The organism is Sphingobacterium sp. UBA2480 (genome assembly GCF_002341965.1).
In the GTDB taxonomy this organism is placed as follows: domain Bacteria; phylum Bacteroidota; class Bacteroidia; order Sphingobacteriales; family Sphingobacteriaceae; genus Sphingobacterium; species Sphingobacterium multivorum.
Window position 1 is genome coordinate 120,114 of sequence record NZ_DDPA01000002.1, and the last position, 26,055, is coordinate 146,168.

The window sequence follows — 26,055 nt, forward strand, 5'->3', positions numbered from 1 at the left end:
ATCTTTTTTATTTTAATAAAATGGACTTCCCTTCTTTAGCCGAGCGTTTTGCCGCTTCCAGGATTTCGACTACCGTGACATTATTGTGGATCGATCCAAGATCATTTTCCGGCACCATGGCATCTTTCAGGACCTGTTCCAGATAGGCAATATGGTTCTCAAAATAGGGGACCGTAGTTGGTACATTTGTAGGTGGATCATTCTGTTGTTTATATTTTAAAAGCTCTTTATCATTTTTGGCATAGAGCTGAGCTTTTGTGCCAAATACCTGCAGATCTTTAACACTGTATGGCCAAGCCCAAGAAGCTTGAATAATGCCTGTGCTGCCGTCACGGTAGCTCAGTATGATGGTGGCGTTGTCGTCTACCTTGGGATAAACCTCTGGCTTGAGCTGTTGTGTAAAGGCCGTTACCGAAATTGGTCTTTCACCATTTTTGAGCCAGGTCATTAAATTGGCGCCATAACAGCCAAAGTCCATGATTGCACCACCACCGTTTTTTTTCGGATCGGTAAGCCAATCCAGGAAATAATTGCTACAGCCGATTTCTTTTGGTCCTTCATGCCCGTCTTTTACAAGTATGCGTGTGATTTTTCCAATTTCATCCTTGTCGACCAGTTGTTTCAGTTGTTGATTGCTTTTATACCAGGTCGTTTCGTAATTGACCAAAAATGGAGTTTCGAACTGTTTGGACAAAAATGCAATACGTTTTGCGTCAGAAAGAGTCGTCGCAAGAGGTTTCTCTACCATGACAGGGATCTTAAGCGGGAGACAGGTTTCTGCGACGCGGATATGCTCATCGGTTGGATTGTAGGCAAGAACCGCATCCGGTTTGACATGTTTCAATAAACTGGGCAAGTCATGATAGAAGATTGCGTCTGGTAAATTATACTGCGTTCGTATTTTATTTGATAAAGCTTCATTCGGTTCAGCAATACCGATAATATCGACTTTTTTATCCTTATATAAATTTAAAAGCAAGAATACGTGGTCATGGTTGAGCCCCGCAACAGCCACTTTAAGTCGTTCACTGGCCTGTGCAATTTGCTGGACGAATAGGAGTAGGAAAACGATGCGGATAAGATGCTTCATATGTTAAGTTTAGTCATTATAAATATACCGATTTGTTCTGAGGATACCCCTTGTAAATCCAGGTTACTTTGCGGTGCGATCGGATGATATCGGCAACAATGTCAAAATAGGTTTCTCCACGACCAGCTTTTAGCTCCTCTAGTTTCTTTTGAAAATGCGTTTGATTGAATGGTGATTGCGCGCCAAGCTTTCCCTGATAATAGGCCAAAGTTGTTTCGATGCCCAATGATGCCCTGCTTTGTGCAATATCCTTCCAAACAATGCAATGTGAATTAGCGTCTTTAAAGGTTCCAAATCCACCGTAGAGCAAATCGTCAAAGCCGTCTAGGCTTCCTATCTTCCAGCTTTCGTTGCACATGTAGACGGCATTAATTTCTTCGTAAAAACTTGCAATATCGTTGATGTTACAGCCATCAATCACAGCCACGCCGAGATCGGGATTGCTCCCCGCAAGTAGCTTAAAATCTGTCCAAAGGTCCGCAGCAGGAAATATTAAGCCATCCTCTTTATCCTGCCATTTGCTTGCAAACTGATTTAGCGCTGTTCGAATTGTACTTGGAAAGGCTTTCAGTGAACGCAAAAATGTTGTAAATTCAATGCGATCAGCATCGTTTACCAAAAAATGAGCAAACATACCGACCAATTTTTTTTCATCTGTTTTCATCTCTGACCTTTATTTTTAATCTTCTAAAAATAGCCTAACGAAATCGTTTGCGATTTTTTAACAAAAAATCCTATACTTTTAACGATACATTTAAGGATAAATCTAATGTTATGATCTACCGATTTATTTGCTATAGTATATTAACTCTTGTGAATATACTCTTTCGGTTTGGGATTCCTGTATTCGGGCAGCAACATCCTAACGTTATTGTCATTTTGAGCGACGATGGTGGTTATGATGATTTTGGTTGTTACGGCGGTAAGGAGGTCTACACCCCAAATATTGATGCACTTGCACAAAATGGTGTGCGTTTTCAGTCGGCTTATGCGTCGGCTTCGGTATGCGCTCCTTCTCGCGCGGGCTTACTTTCTGGTCGCTATCAGCAGCGCTTTGGTTTTGAACATAATATTTCAAAACGTCCAACTGCAGGTGTTGCACTGGAAGATATCGGAATGGATACACGGGTAGCCACCATTGCTGATTTCATGAAGTACAATGGCTATAAAACAGTGGCGATCGGCAAATGGCATCAGGGGGATGGTCCACAATTTAATCCGCTTAAACGTGGATTTGATCACTTCTATGGTTTTATTGGTGGCGACCGTCCTTACTTCCCAATCCATGGTGCTGTGAAGCCAACGCAGCTTCTTTATGATGATCGACGTGTAGTCCCTGAAGATACGATTCATTATTTGACAGAAACATTGACTGATAAAGCAATTGCGTATGTTCAGCAGTATAGAAGCCAGCCTTTTTTTATGTATTTAGCATTCAATGCTGTGCATACACCCGTCGAAGCACCACTGAAGACCATTGAAAAGTATAAAAATGTAACCGATCCATTGCGAAGGGCTTATCTGGCGATGCTGGACAATATGGATGAAAATATTGGGCGTTTGGTCAGCCATTTAAAGCAAGAAGGACTTTATGAAAACACCTTAATCATTTTTATGAATGATAATGGTGCGGCAACAAATAATGGCGCAGACAATGGACAATTGCGTGGTTTAAAAGGGTCAAAATGGGAAGGTGGAATTCGGGTTCCGCTTATCATGCAGTGGCCAGCTAAGCTACCGAAAGGGATAACATCCGATGCCATGGTATCGGGTATGGATATTTTACCCACCAGTATCGACGCAATAAAAGGTAAGAAAATCCCTGGGCAGCAAATCGATGGCATCAGTTTGCTCACTTCGTATACGGCAGAAAAAAAAGGGCATGATTATTTATTCTGGCGCCGGGGGATTGCACGTGCTGTGCGACATAAAGAGTGGAAACTGATTGTGGTTAAAGATGATCCGATTTTGTTATTCAATCTTAAGGATGATCTTCGGGAACAGCACAATCTGGCCACGAAGTATCCTGAGCGTGTAAAGGAGATGCTGCATAAACTGACGGAATGGGAAAAGGGACTGGAGAATCCAAAATGGCTAAGCTCTGTATTGGACAATGATCAAAATCAACTGATGAAACACCGGATGGATGTCGTCGGACGAGCCGAAGAACGACAATATCCTTAAGTAAAGAATACTAAAAACAGATGAAAGGACTAATCCTATTTTTATTGTCCTTTGCCTTAGTTATGGCAAAGGCGCAGAACAGCGATACGTTTGTGCGTATTAAAAAGCATATATACGATGATGAATTAAGTGGCCCATTGCCCGGTGCAGATAAAACACGAAGCCTATGTAATCAACTGCGTGCGGACGGTACCTGGGCAGATATCGATTACAGCAGTAAGTCAATATCGCTTTGGCCTCCGGGAGAACACTTGGATCGGTTAAGGACACTTATTGTTGCCTATGTGTCTCCACAAAGCGGAGCTTATCAACAAAAATCACTTTACGATAAAATCCTGCTTGCGGCACAATATTGGGCGAATAATCGTTTTGAATCTTCGAATTGGTGGCATAACGAAATCGCTTCTCCAAAGGCCATCGGTGTTTGTCTGATCCTGATGAAATTTGGAAAGGAAAAAATTCCTACTACACTAGAGACTCCACTTGTTGAGCTGATGAAGCGTGGTGATCCCTACACAAAAACAGGAGCGAATAAAAGTGATATTGCCATGCACTATTTTTATCGTGCATTGATCTTGGAAGATGAAAATCTTTTAGCTGCTGCTATGGAGCAGCTGCTTTTTCCGATACAGCTCGTGAATGGCAAGGAAGGACTGCAATATGATTTCTCTTACTTACAACATGGCCCTCAATTATACATTGCAGGCTATGGGGAGGAATTTCTGAAGGGGATCTCAAAAGTTATGGCTTATGTGCGCGAGACACCCTATGCTGTTGACCAAAAAAGACTGGATCTTTTTGAACGTTTTCTCACAGAAACATATTTACCAATTATACGTTCGCGTTATATCGATTTTAATGTACATGGCCGTGGGATCTCACGCCCCAATATCTTGGAAAAGACACAGGAGACTGCCATATTACAACAAATGAAGCTGATCGATCCAGCTAAAAATGCTGTTTGGAATAAAGCGCTGGCAAAATTGGATAGTGTGCAGCCTTTTGACGCCGAAAATATCGAGGCCCACCGTCATTACTGGAAAGGTGACTACACCACTCATTTACGTAAGCAATTTCATTTTAATGTTCGATTGGCCAGTAGCCGTACCAATAAATCGGAGTCTGGAAATGGAGAAAATATGCTTGGTCGTAATATGTCAGATGGTGCGACCAATATTCAGGTGTTTGGACCGGAATATTATAACATTATGCCTGTATGGGAATGGGATAAAATTCCTGGAACGACAACGCGCGATTATCCGGGCGACCTGGAGCTGAAAGAACAATGGGGAGCACTTGCTGCAAATAACTTTGCAGGCGGCGTAAGCAACGATAAGACAGGGGCTTCAGCTATGTCGGTCGATTACGACGGGGTCAAGGCTCAAAAAGCCTGGTTCTTTTTCGATCGGGAAATTGTTTGTTTGGGGGCTGGGATTCATTGTGCAGCGCCAGAAGCTGTGGTAACAACCTTAAACCAAACCTGGCTTAATGGACCCGTTGTCTGGAATGGAAAGGAAACGTCGATGCTCGATTCAGTACAGCGAATTGTCAAAAAAGGCGAATTTATAACCCATAATAATGTCCTGTATTATTTTCCAACAGCGATGAACGTTGGATTGACAACAAAGGATCAGGTCGGCTCCTGGTATCGTATCAACCGTTCCCGTTCCAAAGATGCTGTACATGGAAAGGTCTTCAAGCTCTGGTTTGATCATGCTGTTGCTCCGAACAATGCGAGCTATGCCTATATTGTTTTGCCTGGCACCAAAACTGTTGATAAAAAAGTAATGCAGCGCATAAAAATTTGGCAGAATACTCCGGATATACAGGCCGTGGAGCATAAAGGGAGCGGGATTCTACAGCTGGTTTGTTATCAAGCGGGAACGTACCAAGTTGGCGATTGGTCTATTAAGCTCGATCAACCTGCTATCATGCAACTGAACCTGCTGGAACCTAAAAAGATTCAGCTTGATATAGCAGACCCACTGCAAAAAGCCAAAATAGTGAAGGTTCAGCTTGTCAATAAACAGCTTCGAGTAAATCAATCGTTGGAGCTTTCGCTTCCACAGGGCGAGTACGCTGGAAGTACTGTAAGCAACCGAATCACTATCGGGAAGAAATAATCCGAATACAATTGGAAAGCTTATAAAAATACCAAGGGAAGATGTTAAATATCTCCCCTTGGTATTTTTTATTTTTTGAGTTGTTCCAACCGTGTCAAACCTTCCAGATAATAATAATCTGCATAGGTCAGCGGAACATCGATTTCCGAATGATGGGGTAAGCTTCCGACGCTATGTTGCAGTAAGAAACCACCATTGGTCGTATATTTGGCAAAATAGGTGCTTCCTGATAATGTTTGAAGGCTTTCCTGAGCAAATGTCAAATAGGATTTGCTTTCGGTACCCGTGGTCAATGTTGAGAGTTCAATCAGTGCAGACGCAACAATGGCTGCAGCTGAGGCGTCACGCGGCACAAAATTCAATTTCAAGGAGGAAAAATCGGCATCCGATTTATAGCCTGGCTTTCCCGCATTAAAGTCCCAATACGGAATTTTATCTTTTGGCAGATTCGGATGGGTCATGTAAAACTTTGCCGCCGCTTTTGCCGTTTTAAGAAATTCTGGTTTTTTGGTCTCCCGGTACATCATGGTAAATCCATAAATAGCCCAAGCTTGACCGCGTGCCCAAGTTGAATTGTCGGCATAGCCTTGGTTGGTCTGTTGATGGATAGCATGGCCATTGCCATCGTAATCGACAACATGGTAAGTACTGTAGTCTTTACGAAAATGGTTTTTCATGGTTTGGGTGGCATGACTGATGGCCGCATCCTTGTACTTGGCATCTCCCGTCAAGTCGGACACATAACACAGCATTTCCAGGTTCATCATGTTGTCGATAATGACTGGATATTTCCATAGGGTCTTGCCGTCCCAAGATTTTTTTTCGTTCCATGATTTGATGACGCCCACCTGCGGATTATAACGCTTGAGCGCAGTATTAGCTGAATGGATGAGGATATCCTTGTAAGCGGCAACCTTTTTGGGATCGTTGAGGTATTTGATGGCATTGCCATAGGAACAATACATCACAAAACCAATATCATGATGTTGATCAAGGTCTTTGGCTTTTTCAAGCGCCTCCGTCCATTTGATCGCAGCAGCTTCGGTGTCTTTGTTATGGGTGTGGTTGTAGATATACCACAGTGATCCTGGGAAGAAACCGCCGGTCCAATCCCATTCGTCTGTGCCTACCAATTGTCCCGAAGGGCTCAATGTACGCGGGAACTTGTACTGCTTTTCTGCTGCTTGTTCCAAGAACTGATATTGCTTTTCTGCTGCTTTAAAACTTGTGTCAATAAAGCTTGGTTTTTGATCCGTAAAGCTCAATGCGATCAGACTAGAAGCGATAACAAAAAGCGCTTTTAGACCAGGTTTTCTTTTTTTCATAACGGCTTATATTCTTAGTAAGTTACATAATAATTTCGATTCCTTTTATTTTATAGCCTCTTGGCGAATCGTAAAGGTATATTTTCCAGTAGATTTGATGCTTTTAGCTGTGAGCTTGATGCGATAAAGTTCCTTACCCCAGACTTGACTCAAACGCGGGTCATCCTGAGGAATGACATCGTAGCTCGCTGTGAACTGACCCGCATCAAAGTGCAAGGTGGCGTGCCCATTATTGAGGAGGATTTCCCCTTTGCCAATTTTTGGTTCCTGAGCAACCAGAAAATGAATGATATTGGCCTGCTTAGGACCTGTGATTTTAAACTCATCCTGAATGTCCAGCCCATTTTGTACGAGGGTATAACTTCTATTCCAGTGCTCAACATTGGCCGACTTCGGATATGCTTTTCCAATATCAAGCTGGAATCTATTTTGTGCAGGCAGAAATGCCACATGTTCAGCTTTATATTCCTTTCCAAAAGATTGGTCGGCTCCATTGATCATCGGAACATTATGGTAAGCACTCTGCATCGTCCAGATACTGTATCTGTCATCGCTAAATGTTTTCTTTGTATAGGTGCCAACACCGGCATCAATAAACAGTGGTTGTTGGTCCTGGTATAAGATAAAACTCCCGACATCGTTATGGTTGTGACTTTCATTATTGAAACCACCTTTGGCGGCAAAGAAAAACGGACCCTTTTTTAGATATATAAATTGTGTTTCCGGATACCACTTCGCATTATTTTGAGGGAGCGCAGCGGTAACGTTCTCTAATTCCGGATAGCATCTCAGGTCCTCGAAGGCACGGAAAATATCCCTTGAAGGTTTGAAATTTGCAGTTTTGTCGCCGGTATTTTCCATATATCGGGCAAATTGCATCATCTCACTACTATTGACATCCTGTCCATAACGGTAGATCAATAGCGGATCGCCACCCCCTTTGGCCGAAGCATCAGCAAAATTAACGACCCATTTATCGCCGCCAATATAGGATTGTGCGATGTACTCGCCCATATCGCGAATTACAGGTTTATCAAAAATATTGATCTTACCCTTGGTGGCCAGCGAAAGTATTTTCAGATAATCGTACAGCTTACCCGCAGCATGTCCCCAATAGGAGGGGCCCTCTTCGCAGGCACCGTCTGTTTTGACATAGTTGATAAAGCGATCCACAGAAGACATCGTCTTATAAATCCCCGCCAGTTGAATATCGGGATTGTCTTCAATCAAAAGCAAGGCCGTAAGGACATTAAAGTTACACCATGGATTCCAGTTGTTGACCAGCTGTGTTTCCTTGAGTTCAAATGCCTGCCACCACATATCGTTGCGGTCTAGGTAGGGCTGTATAATGCGTTGTTGAATCTGTTGTTTAAGACGGATACTGATTTCGGGGTTTATTGTATTGAATGTATCGCGAAAGAAATAATGAACCCAGGAGAGGAGGGAGCCTACATCACCGGCCATCAGATCGACTACCTGTGTGCGTTCTTGCGGCAACGATCGCTTACTCGACTGAAAGGCTCCAAGGTGAGCCGAGAGTGACCATGTTGCCATTTCTGTCAATTGCCAACTACCGTTTAGGATTTGGTCAATAAATCGCCCCTGTCCTTCTGCAAGCTCCGCCAACAGTAGGTTGGTCAGTGCAGTACAATTTTCATTCATGGGTTTTTCCATGATGCTGCGGTTGCCTGAACGCTCATATTCGAGATAATCTGTTGCTTTAACGACTTGCCATTGGTAGCTAAGGGCCTCATTTCCCTTTTTGATTATACGGTCTTTAAAAGGAGCCATCAGCTTATCCCAGGCCGCCCGATCCGAATAAGCCGGATAGGGGACCCACGATTTGTCATTTCCTAGACTCGCTTTCAGGTTATCCTGCTTAAAGGCGCCCGTCAGGAGGTTCAGATCTTTTCCTAGCAGTCTTTGGAAAGAAAAACTGCTCAGGAAAAGAAATAGAATTACATACATTCTCATGATTACCAATCTTGATTTTGTGGTAGTAATGCCGGGTTCATTTCAATCTCTTGTCCTGGTATTGGCCAAAGCTTATGACGGCTTTGGTAACCCCGGGTGACGAGATTGTCTCCGGTAATACTTTTTTCGATGTAGTCTTTGGAAACGCTTTCTAAGAGGTTCCAGCGCTTAAGATCAAAATAACGCCATCCTTCACCTGCTAGTTCTACGGCCCGTTCGTGCTGGATACGTTTACTCATATCTGCTTTACTACCGACAACCAAAAATGAGCTGCCACTATTTAGTGCTGGCATTTTAGCGCGTGTACGTACTTTGTTAAGCTCAGTAATCGCTTTATCCAATTGATTGGACTCGTTGTACGCTTCGGAAAGCATCAAAAGTACATCGCCCAAGCGTATGATAGGGAAATTGATCGGTGTATGTGCACGATCGGTAATGGCGCCTTTTAGGTTCCCTTCAGGAACAAATTTCCGCCATAAGTAGGTGTACCAACCCCGATTGTTGCGGATCTGACCAAAGTTTTCGTTTACACCGGTTGCCAATATCAGCTGCATATCTCTTTCTTTGTTTGCATTCCATCCTAAGTAATGTGAATAAGGTACGATCAAGGTTTGATTCATCCGAGGATCGCGATTGGCATAGATCTGACGCAGTTTTGCTGTATCAGGTACTTTGGTTAGCGTTCCACCTGATTGTGTCGACTCCATCGCCTGTTTTTTAACCGCATTATCCGTTGTATAGTTGGGGAAATAATCATTCCAGTTAAAGGGGCTTCCATCGCGGTTTTCGTAACGGTCTGCAAGGCGTGTGCTCGGCATACAGTTGTTCCAGTCACTACCAAAGGTTGAACGCGTTCCCATATAGAAGGCCATGGGCATACCATAAGGGAAACCCGTACCACCCATATTCTGAATGGCAAAAATCATCTCCGGCGATTGATCGCCATCCATGGTGAATAACGCGGAATAGCTTGTATTTAAACTGTAACCATAGGTGTTGGTCTTGTTGTAAACAATCTCTTCAAAATCCCGGATTGCTCCAGCCCAATCTTTATTGTAAAGGGCTACTTTCCCTCTCAAAGCATACGCAGCTCCTTTGGTGATCCGCCCATAATACTTGGCATCGTAGCTTACCGGCAGTTTTTCAATCGCATAGTTCAGGTCATTGAGGATAAACTTATTGACATCTTCTACAGAAGAGCGACTATTTTTAAGATCAGCGAAATCTTTGTTCAAATCGACAGTTTCATCGTATATTGGTAAGGCGCCATAGAGATTGGTGAGCTGGAAGTACATCAGCGCACGTAAGAACTTTGCTTCCGCAATAAAGCCCTCCTGTTTGGCCTTGTCTATGGTTATGGGCTGGATATGCGCGATTGCATGATTACAGCGTTGGATCAGATCGTAGCCTGCTTGCCATCTATCCACAATAATAGATGAACGGTCGGTGAACGTTCCGCTGATCACCTCGCCCAAGCCCGGAGGATCATAGCCCAGGCCAATATCGGTAAGTCCATCGTAAGAAAATTGTAAGCCGAAGGTGGCTTCTTTTTTTAAGTCATTATAACAGCCCAGTACGCCAGCTAAGGCCTGGTCTTCATTTTGCCAGAATGTGCTAGCACTTACCTGACTATATGGTGTCGTGTCAAGCTTATAACAAGATGATAAAGCAATGCATCCGGCTATGAGTAGTGAAATCTTTTTCATGAGGTTTAATTAATTAAAAGCTCTTTTCAACTTTTGTTCATAATTTATCTGTTACAGGTCGGGAACATATCCTCTGTCGCACACCTTTCTCCTTAAAAGGATAAACTCACACCAAAAACAGCCTGTTTCATGGTTGGATAGTTGGTGCCGCTAACCTCCGGATCGAAACCCTTATATTTGGTTATGGTCCAGAAATTTTCAAGCGATGCAAAAACACGTAGATTTTGCACCTGTATCCGCTTCGTAATATCGTTTGGAACTGTATAGCCCAGCTGGATATTTTTTACACGGACGAATGCCTTATTCTGTAACCAGAAATCGCTGTTTTTGGTATTTCTTGTATCTGTATAAGGCAGCAATCGTGGGAATTTAGCATCTGTAGCACCTTCAGTCCATCGGCCATCAACAATTTCCTGATTGATCTGGTAGCCCCAGCGAACAGTAGGTGTGTAATAGCCATCCGTCCAGACCACTTTGTTGCCCGCGTTACCTTGCAAGAAGACCGAGAAATCAAATCCTTTATAATCGAATCCCATGTTAAAACCATAGGTCATGCGAGGCGCTGTACCATGGCCTACCGGAACCCTGTCATTGTCGTTGATGACGCCATCACCATTGGTGTCTTTATATAAAAGATCTCCTTTTTTAGGTGTACCATAGGATGCGAATGGATTGACTTTTTGATTGGTATTCGGATCGATTGGCGCATTATCGATCATCTGCTGTACGAGCTGCATATCAGCATCCGTCTGTAATATGCGATCGGTTAACAGGATATATTGGGTATTGATGGCATAACCTTCTTGAAGCAAATTGGAACCACTGATAGACTTGTCATTGCCTTTAAACTTGACTACTTTATTGTCAATAAAGGTAAAGTTGCCGCCAATATTGAATTTAAAGTTATCGCCAATTTTATCGCGGTAAGTTAAATTCAGCTCGACACCATTATTACGTACTTTGGCCGCATTGGTGCGTGGTATTGTTGCATTTCCGACAACCAACGGAGCGGGAAGATTGATTAAGATATTGTCCGTTACTTTGTTAAAGACATCGATCGAGCCGCCCAGTTTGTAATTGAAGAGGTCAAAATCCAAACCAGCATTCAGGATATAGGTATTTTCCCAGGTCAAGAAAGGATTACTCAGCACTGTTTGCGCAAAGCCCACATAGAGCTGGTTATTTAATACATAGTTTGTGGGATTATAAAGCGCCAAATATTCATAATTGTTAATGTCGGCGTTTCTGCGGAAAGAGTCATCAGTGGTTCCATTATTACCCAAGGCACCATACGATGCGCGGAATTTCAGGTTGGGCATCCATTTGATGTCATAGAAGTCTTCTGAGGAAACCTTCCAGCCAAAGGAAGCCGAAGGGAACGTTCCCCATCTGCTTTTTCCGCTCATGAAACGCGATGAACCGTCTGTACGCAGATTGGCTTCCAAGAGATATTTGTCATCCCAGGACAGGTTGATCCGGCCAAAAAACGACCGCATAGCCCAGTCGGTCATATTGCCAGAAGCTGAGGCATCCATTGTCGCCGCGTTGAGAACAGTCAGGGATGGATCTACAAGATCGAGTTTGGATGCTGCAAACCAACCGTCCTTAAAATACTCCTGGCTGGCACCGACCATGACTTCATAGTTCAGTTTCTCAAACAGTTTGTTCTTATATTTAGCAATTCCGTCCATGTAATAGCGGTACGATTTGATCGATTCGTTGGTTACCGAAGAACGTCCTGTACCCGCTGTTGCAACTGTATTGGTTAGAAAGTTCCAGCGGTCATTAAACACGGGTTGCGAATAGACGAAATCATCATCATAGGTATACGTGTAAGAACCCTCAATGGAAAGGCCTTCTATCGGTTTCAGTTTTCCGTAGAATCGTGATACAAAGCGGTTTTTGTTGATGTTACCTTTCTGCGCATACAAACGGTGGAGTACGTTGTTGGACTGTGGGTCGTCTTCCGGATTATTTGGTGAACCAAATCTGCCATCTGGCGCACGCAGTACCATGCCCGGAGTGCTTGCTGCAGCAAAGGTAAATACATCATTGATGATATTGGTGCCGATATCGGTTTTGGAAACGACCCCATTGATGTTGGCTCCCAAGGTTAACCAGGGTTTCACATCCGCTTCTAGATTGATACGGCCGGTATGACGTTTGTACGTTGCCTGTTCAATGATTCCAGGGTTATCGAGAAGACCATAGGAGCCAAAGAACTTGATTTTGTCACTACCACCTGTAAAGGAAAGGTTATGGTTTTGGCTGATTTTGTTCTGGAAAAGCTCCGAAACCCAGTCCGTGTTGGGATATTTCAACGGATCCTGTCCAGCGTTCTGGCGCCAGAGGTCAATTTTTTCCTGCGAAAATATGGGCTTAGCATTTGGATCGCCATTGCGATAGCCTTCATTGATCAGCTCCATATAGTTAGCATAGTTGGAAACCATTCCAATGGTGTTGGATGGTTTTTGGCTTGAGAAATAATTGTTGTAAATAACTTTAAATTGCTCTGATTTACCTTTTTTCGTAGTAATGAGGATAACGCCATTTGCGGCTCTTGAACCATAAATTGACGCTGAGGCAGCATCTTTCAACACCGATATGCTTTCTACATCTTGTGGGTTGATTAGGTTCATGTCGCCAATAACGCCGTCGATCACGACAAGTGGGTTGGCATTATTGAGTGTTCCCTGTCCACGAACACGCAGTGTTCCTCCATCACTTCCCGGTCTACCTGAGCCCTGATTAACATATAATCCCGGCGCCTGCCCAGCTAGGCCAGCTGACAAGGAGGTTACAGGTCTGCTTTCTACCACCTCAGACATCTGGATGGAAGAGACCGAACCGGTTACATTCTCTTTTTTCTGTGTACCAAAACCGACAACAACAACCTCGTCAAGTCCCTTGGATTCATTTTCCAAGGTGATTGTAAGGGGGCTGCCGGCTTGCGCCTTAGTCTCGATACTTTTATAACCGACGCTGGTGAAAATTAATATTGCATCGTTCTGTTGACTTTTGAGTTCGAATGAACCACTTGCATTGGTCGATGTTGCTAGATTCGTTCCTTTAATCTGAACGGTGACATTGGCAATGCCTTTGCCGTCTTTGTCTACAACCTTACCCCGAATGGTTGTCTGCTGCATGGCCAGTGAAAGCTTGCTGTTTGTTTTAACAGGTGCAAATGGAGTCGCTTGTGTTGTCAGGCTAGATACGACCAACAAGCAGGATAATGGTATTGCCGGATACATCCAACGATTCTTCGAAACGGATGCGTTTTTGATCTTGATCATAGGCTTTTAGATTTAATTGGTCTGAAAAATAAATTTTCTATGAAGTGAATTTACAGTATTGGCAGAAAACAATAAGCACGTTTTCTCGCAATCGTTTTCGTAACAGCGCGCCGAAAAACCGAAAGATTTTTGGTTAATATTTGTTTAAAAATGTATGACTGCCGGGAGTATTTTGGATCATTAGTTCAAAAGTCGGTGTAGCGTTTAAAAGTAATTATCGTTAAATAAGGAAATTATGTAAACCTATTTCTTTCGTATGATGAATATCAAAAAAACCGCGTTATTGTTGTGTCTGTCACTTGGAGCATATACAGGCTATGCGCAGACAAAATGGAATGTAAAAGCTGGAGTTGCCTTTTCAAATGTGGATGCTAAAAATAAAGCGGGCGATAAGGCCAGCACGGCCGCGGTTGCAGGCCTGTATTTGGGACTCGGCCCGACATTACGCCTCAGTGAGTATTTCTTTTTAGAACCGGCCCTTGTATTCGCCAAACGGGGATTTGAACGAAATGAGGGAAATGTTATAGGCTGGGGTAAGGATTTTAAAGCACATACGTCTTATATCGAAATGCCTATCGATGTTGTTTTTAATGCTACGATTGGTGCAGGTAAACTGGAGGTCGGTATAGGCCCTTATATCGGTTATGGATTAGGTGGGAAATGGAAAACCTCAGGCCCTGTCCACTTAGGTGATATTGCCATTGGTGAGGAGGGCGATATTAAATTTACGAACGATGCAAGTGAAGGTGAATATGGAAGCTATAATCTTGGGAGACCTTTTGATTACGGCGCTCGTGCAAAAGTGAATTATCTTTTTAGGGAACATTATCTTGTCGGCATAGAATTTCAGAAAGGAATTGCCAATTTGGAATCCAAATGGGGGGATTATAAATCTGGAGATGCTATACGTAATCGCTCCTTGGGTATTTCGGTTGGCTATCGGTTTTAGTGACTTGAAAACGGCGAATAATTAGTTGACGTTGTTGGAAGTATGAGTTTGTCTCATCAATCCAGTCGTTTGCCTTCAGCGCCTGCTGTCTGAAGACAAACGACTGGAAATAAATCTTTCCGTTGTACTTGCTACTCTTGCGAATTAGAATTCAATCCGGTAGTTAATGGTTGGAATAATACCAGTCCATTTTTGGGGTTCAATGATGCGTTTGCTGAAATTATAGTGCATGCCTACCGTGTTCTCTCTATTAAGTAGATTCTGAATATCCAAAATAAACAGATGGCTTACTTTTTTGCGATTAACCCGATAGCTCGATGAGAAATCAACACGTACGTAGGGATCGGCAGTCAGGGTATTGATGCGATCTTGGTCAATAACTTCTTCGTCTAAACGAAGCGATTCTTCTTCTAGAACAGGGGAATATTTTCTTCCGCCGGCATAAATAAATTTGGCATTCAGACCGAACAGATTATTTTTATTCTTTCCCACGGTCCATTCTTTCCCCATCAGCAAATTTCCTACATAACGTGTGTTGAATGTGGTATTGTACTCTTTACCATTAAGCGCCTTGAACTTCGAATCAAAAAGGGAGGTTGTTGCCATGAAGTAATAGCCCTTGCTCAAAGACTTCTCAAGCGTGAGCTCAATGCCGTAGTTTTTACCGGTACCTTTATTGATAAGCTGACGGTAGCTTGATGTACCAATGGCTGCAATATCCGATACATTGAGTAAGGAGAAGTTGATGTCGGAATCGGTCGATACTGGGACATCATAAAGATGTTGATAATATATTTCTGTCTTAAATCGGAGTGTTCTGCTGAGGTTCTTTTCATAGCCAATAACAGCCTGGGCAGATTTGGTTGGCGAGAGAGCCTTGTTTGGTTCAAGGCTTGTTTGATCGCTACTCTTGGCAAAATAATAAGCCAAGGGCTCCAGTCGGTTATATAAGCCGGCTCCAAAGGAAATCGTTTGGTCTGTGGCAACATGCCAGGTAAGGCCAAATCTTGGCTCGATAGACCAGCTCTTGCTCAGCGCAAAGTAATTTGTATGTACGCCGGTGTTGAGCGTCAATTTTTCGTTTAATACTGTTTTTAACTGTGCAAAAGCATCATAAGTACTTGTATTTCCAGTCTCATTAATCCGCTCTGTCAATGCCGCTAGCTCGGTGTCGTAGGACAGCGCATAGAGGTCATAATGTAATAAACTTGCATTTAAGCCCGCTCTAATTGTGTTTTTATTGTTGGCACGATAGTTTAATGTACCTGCATAACGAAGAGCCGTATTCGTAAATTTGTCCTTGTGATATAGGCTGGAAGTATAGTCCCGTGTTAATGTATCGGTGCTATTGGAATTACGGCTAAGGGACATGGAAACAATGTTTGTAAAATATAATCTGTCGTTCGCAATGTACTGATGTTTTAGTCCGGCACTTCCGGCATTAAATTTTACATCCAGATCCTGGGCATCTGTCCGTTCCTCCCATTTTTCGTAATTACGTTCAGCAGTTTGTTGGAGTTTTCCTAAGCCGCCTATGCCGAATAAGGAAAAAGTTCCGACCTTTTTTGTGGGAAATACAAAATTAAAAGAAAGATCCTGATATTTTGGGACGCCTGTGTCTGAAACTTTTACACCTACTTTTTCAAGGAGACTCAAGGAAGAATAGCGGTAACTAATCAAATAGGAGGCATCACCTCCTTTTTTGAAAGGCCCTTCTAACGTTGCTCCTACGCCCAGAACTCCAACGTTAAACGTGTATTCGCGTTTGTCGGTATTTCCTTTACGAAACTTAAGATCAAAAACACCAGCCGTTGCATTGCTGTATTCCGCGGCAAGTCCACCGGTATAGAAATCAGACTTTCCCAATACCATGGTATTGAGCATACTGATTCCGCCGCCCGCAGCGCCTTCGGCCCCAAAATGATTGGGATTTACAATTTCGATACCTTCAAGTCGCCATTGTAAGCTTTTGGGCGAATTTCCGCGAACAATAATTTCATTGTCATCGCCGCCGGCAGCGACACCTGGAAAACTCTGTGCCATACGGGCGGGATCAAAAAAAGCTCCTGCATAACGATTTGTTTCCTCAGGAGAAAAGGAACGTCCACTCGTCATTGCCATCTGATTGAGCGGTTGTTTCCCTGCATTGGCGTAGACGATAGCCTCAGCTAATGCATTAGTTTGTGTCTCCATTTCCACATTAACCATATTCTCCCTGCCACTGGTGATCAGTAATTCCGTAAATTCTTCTGGTTTATATCCGGCCATGCGGACTTGAAGCTGTTGACGCCCAACCGGAACTTGCTGCAGTCGAAATATGCCCTGTGTATCAGTACTTACAGACTTTGTCCCATCGCTGGATGAAATAACAATTGTGGCACCTGTAAGCGGTAATCTGGTATTTTTATCTATCACGGTTCCTTTGACGGTTTCGGTCACAACCTGATTTTTTTGCTTAGGCGATGCTGGTTGCTGGGCTGATGTAATCCCTTCTTGAAGCAATAATCCAATGAGTAAGATTGGCGATAGTTTCATAAAAGATTAGTTTTTATCTTTATGACAGCTGGCTTTCAATTTACCCTTAGCTTTTCCCTGATTTTTTTGTTTTTCACGCTACTTATGTGCATGATTCAATTTCAATTTACCTGTCATTGCAGGAAATTTTAGGTATTTTTATCAGGTGTAGTTATTAACATAAAGTGTGTTGATTATAAGTTTATTAACATTGTTATTAACATTTTGGCTGGGCTGTTTTGGCCTAAATGCTTAATCGTGAAAAAATAGGAAATCCGCTATGTTTTTAACAAAATATCTGCTCTATACTAGAAAGTTAACATGTTTATTAACAATTCCTGGGATGGTTTTTTACAAACAGGAAGCGGAGTGCATTCAAATGGCGCAGTTTATTCATATAGTAGAGTACATTCAAATAAAAGCTTCCCGAAAAATTAACATTTTGATAATCTGACGAACCTATCTTTGTGAGGTGAAAACTACCGAAGCCAATGTAGATAACCACCATGTGTTGCGTTTTAAAGAAGGTGACCCCACCGCTTTTGCCTATTTCTTTGAGCGGTATTGGGAGGATCTATACATCGTCGCTTTTCGTCATCTTCGGGAAGAGGATCAGGCAAAGGATCTTGTGCAGGAAGTATTTATCCATATCTGGGAAAAACGATCGCTCGTGAGTACTGAATACTCCGATATAAAATTCTATTTCCACAAAGCCCTCAAAAACAAAATACTGAATTACTACGCCTCAGAGCGGGTACGAAAACAGGTCTTGGAGAATTCAATGGAACGCATGGAGGCTTTTTCCAATTTGGATAGTCAGGCTTTTGCTAAGTATAAGGCGCTGGAGACTATTGTAGATGATTCGATCGACAAATTACCTAAATTGATGAAAGCAGTCTACCTCATGCGTTCCGACAATTATTCGATCACACAAATTGCCAAGGAACTCAATCTGGCGGAACAGACCGTTAAAAACTACCTGTCAGAGGCCAAAAAGATCATGCGGTACGAATTGACAAGACGATTTGCCGACCATGATTCTATATTTCTATTGCTTGCGGGCAGCGCTCTCCTTTATGATTATTTAATATAAAGAACATATTTAATTAAAGTACTTTGCCCGCTTTGACCTGTATTAGTATAAAAATTAATGCAGGTGAATTTAGAACGTTTTAAACTTATCATAACAGATTATCTCGGAGGAAAATCGACCGAGGAGGAAAGAGGTCATGTTGACAATTGGTACGAGTCGATTTCAAACGATGATATTAATCCCTTTATCGATGCAAATCATCGGGAAAAAATCAAACAAGAATTATTTATTCGTGTAGGAATAGCTGAAGCACCTGTCAAGGAAAAGAAGATGCAAGCCATAGCGGTCAGAAAATTCTCCTGGCTAGTTGCAGCAGCGGCTATTCTGGTTATAGGAGGTATCAGTCTGCTATTTTTTCAGCATAACCCGATGTCGCTTTCCCAAAAGCAGACAGAAACGATCGCATTATTGACAGAAACGGTCACGGATGCGGGCGAACTGAAAGAAATTCAGTTGCCTGATGGGACATCCATTTTTTTAAATGGAAATACGCGTATTCGCTACGATCGCAAAAATTTTGCGTCAAATAGAAGATTCTTTTTAGATCGAGGGGAGGCATTCTTTCGGGTCAAACGGGATACCTTACATCCATTTAAGATAGAAACAGGCAGCGTTTCTGTCGCAGTCCTAGGAACATCCTTCAACGTTAACAATTCGATGTCTACTAAACAGGTGACGGTCGAAGTTAAAACGGGGCGTGTGCGTGTTGCAAATGCAAAAAATGGAGCGAACCATATGCTTACAGCAGGTAAGGCCGTACGGTATAGCGTAGCTCATAATGACTTTGAAACTTTCGATAGGGATCCAGCTTATATCAATCTTTGGACACAAGGCGGTTTGCAATTGAATAACATCGGCTTCAAGGAACTAAAAGAAGTAATCTATAACCGCTTCGGCGTTATGCTGCATACCGACAATCTGAATACTGATACATTTAATTATTCGCTGATGATACCGCATGTACAATCATTGGATCAGGTGCTGAATATCGTTTGCAATATTCATCAAATCAAATTTAGGAGGGAGAAAAATGGAATAATCTTATACAAATAAAGCTGTAGGGGTAGAACAGCATAATTTATCTACTCAAGAAAAGTGCTCATCTGGCAAACCGCTAAATCGACCAGTGAGCACCCGAATATTCATGTTTAAAACATTCATACAAATATATGTATAAAATAATTAAGCTTACCGGCCTTGCGACAAAGCTTGCGCTCTGCTCCATGGTCTCTTGTGCTGTAACCAATAGCCATGCTGGAGGATTGGAAAAGATCAATCGCGCTTATTGGGATAATATCAATATTCATTTGTCTGGTGGCAACGCCGCGCAGGCGGTACTGCAGTTGTCAAAACAAACAGGTCAAGCCATCGGCTACGATCGGAGTATGCTCCAATTAGATCGGGTGTTAATTGCCGAAAAAAAATTCCAGAATGCGAGCTTCGAGGAAGTCCTTGCCTATATTCTGAACGGAACCAACATCAAGTCAAAAAGAGTCTCAGGCGGTATTGTTCTTGTGAAAAATACGGGTAGACAAGAATCTTATGATTTGAAATTGCAGCTTGTCGATCACACAAAACAACCTATTGGGGGAGCTTCTGTGCATATTCCATTGACTGGACAGAGTGCCTTGTCGAATGCCAAAGGTGAAGTGACTATTCGATTAGCTGCCGGCGTATACGATGTACTGATAAGCCATGTTGGCTATGAAAAAAAAGAGTTGAAGGATCTCAAGCTCGATGCCAACACGACAGGTATACGTCAGGTGATTTTAAATGAAGATGCGAACGAATTGGATGAAGTGGTGGTAACCGCATTGGGTATCAAACGCCAAGACCGTTCACTGGGTTATGCTGTCGGTAAAATTAAGGGTGAGGATATCAATCGGGTCAACAATGATAATTTTCTGGTTGGTATGGCCGGAAGAGTACCCGGGGTTTCGATTAGTTCTACTGGACCCACTGGTTCCAGCGTGAATATGGTGATTCGTGGGGCATCATCGTTAAGTACAGACAACCAGCCGCTATTTGTCGTGGATGGAGTGCCCTTGATGAATAGTTTAAATAATGTTGGTCAGATCGGTGACGACAACAAAGTGGATTATGGTAATGCAATTGCCAATATCAACCCCGAAGATATTGACAATATTTCCATCTTGAAGGGACCAAGTGCAGCGGCGCTTTACGGCTCACGTGCTGGTAATGGTGTGGTGCTGATCACAACCAAAAGTGGTAAGAATGCGGAGAAGATGACTATTGCTGTGACTAGTAATACAGTATTTGATATTCCTTATAAATTTATTGAGTTGCATAACAAATTTGCCAGTGGCACCTTGCCATGGCGGCCAGGCGACCTACCCGGCAATTTAGTTATTGAGGAAGAGTCGAGTGTTATGGTAGGCCCTGCGCTAGATAAGGGCTATAAAGCTGTCCAATGGAATAGTCCACTTGACGAGAACGGTAAACCCATTCCTACGGAACTAAAAGCGTACCCCAATAATATCAAAAACTTTGTTCAGACTGGAGTGACAAGCACCAATGGGATTTCCCTGAGCAACAGAAGCGAAAAACTGGACTATCGTTTCTCTTATTCCAATATGGCCAATAAAGGTATTATCCCCAATTCGGATCTGTTTAGAAACACCTTGAATATCAATTCGACCATGCGCCTGCGCAATAGCCTGACATTGGGCCTCTCATTAGATGCCAGTAGAAATAACTCCAACAATAGACCTGCTGGAAATCGCGGAACCAATCCGATGCAAGCGGCCTATGAAGTTGCGCCTCACATCAATATTCTGGATTTGCAGGATTATTGGCTGCCGGGGCAGGAGCAGATTCAACAGCGTTCACAGTCTATTGGCAACCACAATAACCCGTACTTCCTTGCCTATGGGGTGAACAATGCTTTTACAAGAGACCGTGTCTTTGGAAATCTACGGTTAGATTGGACCATCAAAAAAGATTGGACGGCCATGATTCGGTACGCAACGGATATCTATTGGGAAAACAGGGAAACAAAAATCCCTTATAGTTATACGAACGAACCTAGAGGTGCTTATGGAATTGTTAATCTGATGAACATGGAACAGAATATCGACTTTCTGACGGCATATACAAAGAAGATCACCGACTTTCAGATCACAGGATCATTGGGTGGGAATTTGCGGTATAATCGTGGTAAAACCGTGCAAAATACCACAAAGAATGGCGCTGGACTCATCACACCGGGGCTCTATACATTGGCCAATATCAGTCCACTGAACCTGGATTTCTACAGCACAATTTCTGAAAGAGCGATAAACAGTGTTTACGGACTGATCAATCTAAGTTACCGGGATATGGTTTATTTGGATGTGACTGGTCGTAATGACTGGTCCAGCACCTTACCTGTAAACAATCGATCCTATTTTTATCCTTCGGCATCTCTAAGTGTGTTGGCCAACCAGGTATTTTCTTTGCCTAAAACGATCAATTTGGCTAAGCTGAGAGCGGGTATTGCGCGCGTGGGAAATGATACTTATCCTTATAATCTTTCCAATGTACTGAGTAATCCAGGTAGCTGGGGTGATGTATTGCGGCTAACACGTTCAGGATCACTCTTGGTTCCTAACCTGAAGCCCGAAATTGCCACATCTTACGAATTTGGCTTGGATCTGGGTATGTGGAATAATCGATTGAAGTTTGAAGGAACATACTATAAGCTGGAGAACAAAAATCAAATTATTTCAACAACCTTACCGGGATCAAGCGGTTTCAATTCGAAAAATATCAATGCCGGACTGCTAAGCAGCCGAGGTATTGAACTTGCTATTTCCGGGCGACCTATTGCCAGGGAAAATTGGTCCTGGGACGTTGGTGTCAATTGGCATCGCAATCGTACACGTATCGATGAGCTTTCTGATGGTGTAGAATTCTATACCTTTTGGACCGACGGTCGGGGTGGGGCACGTACCTATGTCGGGGAAGAGATCGGGGATCTGTACGATTCCAAGTTAGTGACCGTGGAGGATCAGTCGTCGCCGTATTATGGTTTTCCCATTCTCAATAAAAATGGTTCTTGGCAGGCTGTACGGATCAATAATAGTCGCAACAAAATCGGAAATTTTAATCCCGATTTCACGATGGGCCTACAGTCAAGCCTTCGCTATAAAAAATGGACGATGAATATTGCCGCAGATATGCGTTTTGGCGGGAAATTTATGTCGCAGACTTATCGCTATTTCGAATCGAACCTAACCACGCAACGTTTTCTTGACCAAATGATCAATCCCAATGGGATGACAGGTGAAACGCTGCGCAATTATTTGGTCGATAACAATCTTGTTCGTGTACAGGGCAATCGTTATCCCATTGTTGGAGGACCAGGCGAAGAGTATGGTGGTTATCCGATCAGTGTGGGTGGTCTTGTTGGCAATTTTGGCGTGTTTAATCCTGGTGTTATCGCACAATATGATGATAAAGGTAATATCACAGGTTATACGGAGAATCTGGGTGGTGAAGGAACAAAATATATCGCTTATTCAGACAATTACCCCTGGGATTTTATGAATGCAGCGACATTTGATGCATCTTTTATCAAGCTTCGGGAACTTTCCTTTAGCTATGATTTAACAGGAAAATGGCTGAAGCGTCTTGGGATAGAAAATGGTAGCGTGGGTGTTTATACCCGTAACCTGATCTTATGGACCAAAGCAAAAGTAGGTATAGATCCGGAAATGGCCTTCCAGCCAGAAACTGGTGTTGGATTTAAACAGGGGATTGAGCGCTATAACGTTACCCCTTGGTCAATGCCTATTGGATTTAAAGTAAATGTGACATTTTAAATATACAACATAAATGAAAAATCAGTTGAAGAGATTCACCATGGCTGTAGTAGGTCTTGGTATAGTATGGAATATTTCAGCTTGTAAAGATCTGACTGAACTTAATATCAATCCAAACGGTGTAAGTGAGGAAGATGCCAATCCCAATCTGTTGTTACCGACAATATTGACAGGAGCAGCAAAAAAATACAATGAGTTGAGTTTCTCAGATCTTGGCGGAGTCATGCAGCACACGCAGTTTGATGCTTGGTTCAATTCACATAATGATTACGAGTGGACTGGAGGAATTTTGAGCTGGGATGCTTATTATGGCTTTTTACGTGACAATGAACTTATGCGTAAACGCGCGGAGAAATTGGGGCTAGATTTCCATAAAGGAGTTTCGCTGGTGATGCGCGCTTACTTATTTGGTTTGGTGACTGATCTCTGGGGGGACGCACCTTATACAGATGCCTTAAAAGCGGAACTGGGAGATGCTGTATATAATTTTCCGAAATACGATAGCCAGGAAATAATCTATAAGGGAATTATCGACGAGTTGAAACAAGCTAACGACCTTCTATCCCGTCCCGATGGTTCCTATGAGGTACTGGCTAATGCGGATGTTTATTTTGGCGGAAAAGCTTCAAAATGGCGCCGTTTTGCTAATTCGTTGGCATTACGGTATTATATGCGAATTTCAGCAAAGTCTGCAGACTTTGCCAAACAGGGGATTGAAAGTATTGTTGCCAACCCCGATAAATTTCCACTTATTACAAGTGCAAACGATGATGTGTTGATGGATTTTGTTGGTAATAATGCAAATGACTCCTGGCCGTCAAATACCGTTTATGATGCCAGTGGAAGTAATTTTAGACGCATGAAAATGTGTGCAACATTAGTTGAACGGCTGCAAGAACTGGGCGACCCTCGTCTAGCGGTTTGGGCGAAAAAGATAGAGATCCCTATTGAAATCCGTAATACTGAACCTGCAGGTACAGATAAGATCGTCAATGGTGTCCGGATTGTATCACCGGATGTTGTCAAAGGTATTCCGGTGGATACCGATAAGGAGTATGTTGGACTGCCGCCAAGTGTTTCTAAAAATCCTTCAGCCTACAATCTCAACCCAACACCAGGGCAGACCTCAATCAACCCGCATGTTTCTTACCTGAATGATAGCTATCGTTCGGCGAAGGGAAGTTTATTAAAAGCACGATTGCTTTCTGCTGCCGAAGTTAATTTTATTTTGGCTGAAGCGGCTTGGAAAGGATGGGGGATGCCTGAGTCAGCGAAGACCTATTATGAGCGTGCTATACAGGAGTCGCTGGCAAGCTGGGGAAAGGCTGCAGACTATTCCAATTATATCCGTCAGAAAGGTGTGACGTTTGAAAATACCCAAGTGCAGATTATCGAACAAAAATGGATCGCCAGTTGGACAACTGCCGCACAGTCCTGGTTTGATTACCGTCGCACAGGGTACCCCGCTTTAAAGGCCGGCCCCGCAGCCATTCGAACACAGCTTCCTGTTCGCGTACCTTATATGCAAACCGAAATGAGTGTGAATCAGAAAAATGCTGAAGAGGCCTTGAAACGTATTGAAAAGACCGCTTATTCACAAGCGGATAATGAAAATAGTGCTTGGTCAAAACCTTGGTTATTGCAAGGGACAAACAAGCCCTGGTAATTCGTAATCATCAATTAAAAGTTATTAAACATAACAATCAAATCGATTCATAAAACAATATCACCATGAAAATCAAACATATTCTTCTAGCTGTAGTACTATGCTGCACTTTATTGGAAGGGAAAAGCCAGACGGATAATAACGCCAAACAACCTGATCGGATTACGTTGACCTGGTCCGATAATCCCAGCAATACACAGTCTGTTTCTTGGCGGATCAATGCGGATAGGACTAAAATCATTGGTCAGATTGCCGAAGAACAGAGCAATCCGGAACTTGAGAAAAATGCAACTACAATAAATGGAACAGCGCTATCTCTCGAGCGAGGACAGCAAGAGGATGCTTATGGACAGGTAACCTTCCGTGACCTGAAACCCGGTACAGTTTATGCCTATCGCGTTGGAGATGGCAGCAATTGGAGTGCCTGGAACCAATTCAGAACTGCGGAGCGTTCAGGCGCGTTTTCATTTATCTATTTGGGTGATGCGCAGAACGACCTACGTTCACGTTGGGCACGTGCCATTCGTCGTGCTTTCCAGCAGGAAGCAAATGCTCGTTTTATTGTTCACGCGGGCGATCTGATCAATCGTTCAAATGCGGATGAGGAATGGGCAGAATGGCATGAGGCCGCAGGATTTATTCATCAGATGATCCCTGCTGTTCCAACACCCGGGAATCACGAGTACCGTCGCGACTCGCTTGGGAAGCTTGTACTTGACCCGCATTGGAAAGCACAATTCAACTTGCCAAGGAATGGCCCTGAGGGTATACAAGATGCTGTTTACTACCTCGATTACCAGGATCTACGTATGATCTCCCTAAATTCTCAATTGATTATGCTCGACTCTACTGCAGCAACGATACAGGAAAAGTGGTTGGAGAAAGTGTTGTCTTCATCACCAAAAAAATGGAATATTGTTGTCATGCACCATCCCGTATACTCTACGGCAAAAAATCGTGACAATACCATCTTGAGAGAACGTTTCAAACCTATTTTCGAGAAATATGGTGTCGATTTGGTCCTTCAGGGCCACGATCATACCTACGCTCGTGGCGGGCTGGGTAAAAAGCGACCTGTCTATCTTCTGTCTGTAGCGGGGCCTAAGATGTATGAATCAGATTCTGAGCGCTGGATGGAAGTTGCAACCTCACAGACGCAATTGTATCAGGTGATCAAACTGACCGCTGATAAACTGTATTTTTCAAGCTACAAGTTGAATGGGCAGTTGTTTGATTCATTCGAGTTGTCGAAAAAGTAGAACGACATAGACGGAAGGTGATCCATTCAAACCGGATTACTTTCCGTCAATATAGG

General features: G+C 43.0%; 15 protein-coding genes. 8 read left to right on the top strand and 7 right to left on the bottom strand.

Annotated features, from left to right (window positions below; translation table 11 throughout):
* Positions 1–7: 7 nt before the first annotated feature.
* Together B3600_RS04860 and B3600_RS04865 are read right to left on the bottom strand one after the other, a co-directional pair.
* Positions 8–1,090 (bottom strand): Gfo/Idh/MocA family protein, encoded by a 1,083-nt coding sequence (locus B3600_RS04860; RefSeq protein ID WP_286752280.1) that lies wholly within the window; start codon positions 1,088–1,090, stop codon positions 8–10.
* A gap of 16 nt (positions 1,091–1,106) precedes the next feature.
* The gene (locus B3600_RS04865) at positions 1,107–1,754 is read right to left on the bottom strand and encodes a hypothetical protein (RefSeq protein ID WP_286752281.1); all 648 of its coding nucleotides are present in this window, start codon (positions 1,752–1,754) and stop codon (positions 1,107–1,109) included.
* A 149-nt stretch (positions 1,755–1,903) separates the two neighbouring features.
* Here B3600_RS04865 and B3600_RS04870 point away from each other — a divergent pair, with 149 nt between their 5' ends.
* Both B3600_RS04870 and B3600_RS04875 read left to right on the top strand, forming a co-directional pair.
* Positions 1,904–3,274 (top strand): sulfatase-like hydrolase/transferase, encoded by a 1,371-nt coding sequence (locus B3600_RS04870; RefSeq protein ID WP_286752282.1) that lies wholly within the window; start codon positions 1,904–1,906, stop codon positions 3,272–3,274.
* A gap of 20 nt (positions 3,275–3,294) precedes the next feature.
* Positions 3,295–5,397, top strand: a complete 2,103-nt coding sequence (locus B3600_RS04875; RefSeq protein WP_286752283.1) for a polysaccharide lyase 8 family protein — start codon at positions 3,295–3,297, stop codon at positions 5,395–5,397.
* 68 nt (positions 5,398–5,465) lie between these two features.
* Here B3600_RS04875 and B3600_RS04880 read toward each other — a convergent pair whose 3' ends face one another.
* From B3600_RS04880 to B3600_RS04895, 4 genes are all read right to left on the bottom strand, one after another.
* Entirely contained in the window at positions 5,466–6,722 is a 1,257-nt protein-coding gene (locus B3600_RS04880; RefSeq protein ID WP_286752284.1) for a glycoside hydrolase family 88 protein, read from the bottom strand.
* A gap of 45 nt (positions 6,723–6,767) precedes the next feature.
* Positions 6,768–8,696 (bottom strand): heparinase II/III domain-containing protein, encoded by a 1,929-nt coding sequence (locus tag B3600_RS04885; protein ID WP_286752285.1) that lies wholly within the window; start codon positions 8,694–8,696, stop codon positions 6,768–6,770.
* Between the two features lie 2 nt (positions 8,697–8,698).
* Positions 8,699–10,402 carry a RagB/SusD family nutrient uptake outer membrane protein gene (locus B3600_RS04890; protein ID WP_286752286.1) on the bottom strand — a complete coding sequence of 568 codons (1,704 nt, stop codon included), beginning with the start codon at positions 10,400–10,402 and terminating at the stop codon, positions 8,699–8,701.
* Positions 10,403–10,494: 92 nt separating this feature from the next.
* Complete coding sequence (locus B3600_RS04895; RefSeq protein ID WP_286752287.1) at positions 10,495–13,695, bottom strand: SusC/RagA family TonB-linked outer membrane protein; 3,201 nt, start codon at positions 13,693–13,695, stop codon at positions 10,495–10,497.
* 256 nt (positions 13,696–13,951) lie between these two features.
* Here B3600_RS04895 and B3600_RS04900 point away from each other — a divergent pair, with 256 nt between their 5' ends.
* Entirely contained in the window at positions 13,952–14,644 is a 693-nt protein-coding gene (locus B3600_RS04900; RefSeq protein ID WP_286752288.1) for an outer membrane beta-barrel protein, read from the top strand.
* Between the two features lie 144 nt (positions 14,645–14,788).
* Here the strand turns inward: B3600_RS04900 and B3600_RS04905 are convergent, their stop codons facing one another.
* On the bottom strand, positions 14,789–17,179 hold the full coding sequence (locus B3600_RS04905; RefSeq protein WP_286752289.1) for a TonB-dependent receptor: 2,391 nt from the start codon (positions 17,177–17,179) through the stop codon (positions 14,789–14,791).
* Positions 17,180–17,630: 451 nt separating this feature from the next.
* On the opposite strand from B3600_RS04905, the gene B3600_RS04910 reads away from it, so the two are divergent.
* The 5 genes from B3600_RS04910 (at position 17,631) to B3600_RS04930 (ending at position 25,999) form a co-directional block, all read left to right on the top strand.
* Positions 17,631–18,251, top strand: a complete 621-nt coding sequence (locus tag B3600_RS04910; protein ID WP_286752290.1) for an RNA polymerase sigma factor — start codon at positions 17,631–17,633, stop codon at positions 18,249–18,251.
* A 63-nt stretch (positions 18,252–18,314) separates the two neighbouring features.
* The gene (locus B3600_RS04915; protein WP_286752291.1) at positions 18,315–19,304 is read left to right on the top strand and encodes a FecR family protein; all 990 of its coding nucleotides are present in this window, start codon (positions 18,315–18,317) and stop codon (positions 19,302–19,304) included.
* A 116-nt stretch (positions 19,305–19,420) separates the two neighbouring features.
* Positions 19,421–23,074: a SusC/RagA family TonB-linked outer membrane protein gene (locus B3600_RS04920; protein ID WP_286752292.1), complete on the top strand. Its 3,654-nt coding sequence runs from the start codon at positions 19,421–19,423 to the stop codon at positions 23,072–23,074.
* Between the two features lie 13 nt (positions 23,075–23,087).
* Positions 23,088–24,740, top strand: coding sequence for a SusD/RagB family nutrient-binding outer membrane lipoprotein (locus tag B3600_RS04925; RefSeq protein WP_286752293.1), 1,653 nt, complete (start codon positions 23,088–23,090; stop codon positions 24,738–24,740).
* Between the two features lie 65 nt (positions 24,741–24,805).
* Entirely contained in the window at positions 24,806–25,999 is a 1,194-nt protein-coding gene (locus B3600_RS04930; RefSeq protein WP_286752294.1) for a purple acid phosphatase family protein, read from the top strand.
* Positions 26,000–26,055 lie beyond the last annotated feature (56 nt).

What these genes read in the sequence shown, in the direction of transcription:
- B3600_RS04860 (WP_286752280.1), bottom strand. Translation starts at nt 1,090, where the DNA reads ATGAAGCATCTTATCCGCATCGTTTTCCTACTCCTATTCGTCCAGCAA.
- B3600_RS04865 (WP_286752281.1), bottom strand. Translation starts at nt 1,754, where the DNA reads ATGAAAACAGATGAAAAAAAATTGGTCGGTATGTTTGCTCATTTTTTG.
- B3600_RS04875 (WP_286752283.1), top strand. Translation starts at nt 3,295, where the DNA reads ATGAAAGGACTAATCCTATTTTTATTGTCCTTTGCCTTAGTTATGGCA.
- B3600_RS04880 (WP_286752284.1), bottom strand. Translation starts at nt 6,722, where the DNA reads ATGAAAAAAAGAAAACCTGGTCTAAAAGCGCTTTTTGTTATCGCTTCT.
- B3600_RS04885 (WP_286752285.1), bottom strand. Translation starts at nt 8,696, where the DNA reads ATGAGAATGTATGTAATTCTATTTCTTTTCCTGAGCAGTTTTTCTTTC.
- B3600_RS04890 (WP_286752286.1), bottom strand. Translation starts at nt 10,402, where the DNA reads ATGAAAAAGATTTCACTACTCATAGCCGGATGCATTGCTTTATCATCT.
- B3600_RS04895 (WP_286752287.1), bottom strand. Translation starts at nt 13,695, where the DNA reads ATGATCAAGATCAAAAACGCATCCGTTTCGAAGAATCGTTGGATGTAT.
- B3600_RS04900 (WP_286752288.1), top strand. Translation starts at nt 13,952, where the DNA reads ATGATGAATATCAAAAAAACCGCGTTATTGTTGTGTCTGTCACTTGGA.
- B3600_RS04905 (WP_286752289.1), bottom strand. Translation starts at nt 17,179, where the DNA reads ATGAAACTATCGCCAATCTTACTCATTGGATTATTGCTTCAAGAAGGG.
- B3600_RS04920 (WP_286752292.1), top strand. Translation starts at nt 19,421, where the DNA reads ATGTATAAAATAATTAAGCTTACCGGCCTTGCGACAAAGCTTGCGCTC.
- B3600_RS04925 (WP_286752293.1), top strand. Translation starts at nt 23,088, where the DNA reads ATGAAAAATCAGTTGAAGAGATTCACCATGGCTGTAGTAGGTCTTGGT.
- B3600_RS04930 (WP_286752294.1), top strand. Translation starts at nt 24,806, where the DNA reads ATGAAAATCAAACATATTCTTCTAGCTGTAGTACTATGCTGCACTTTA.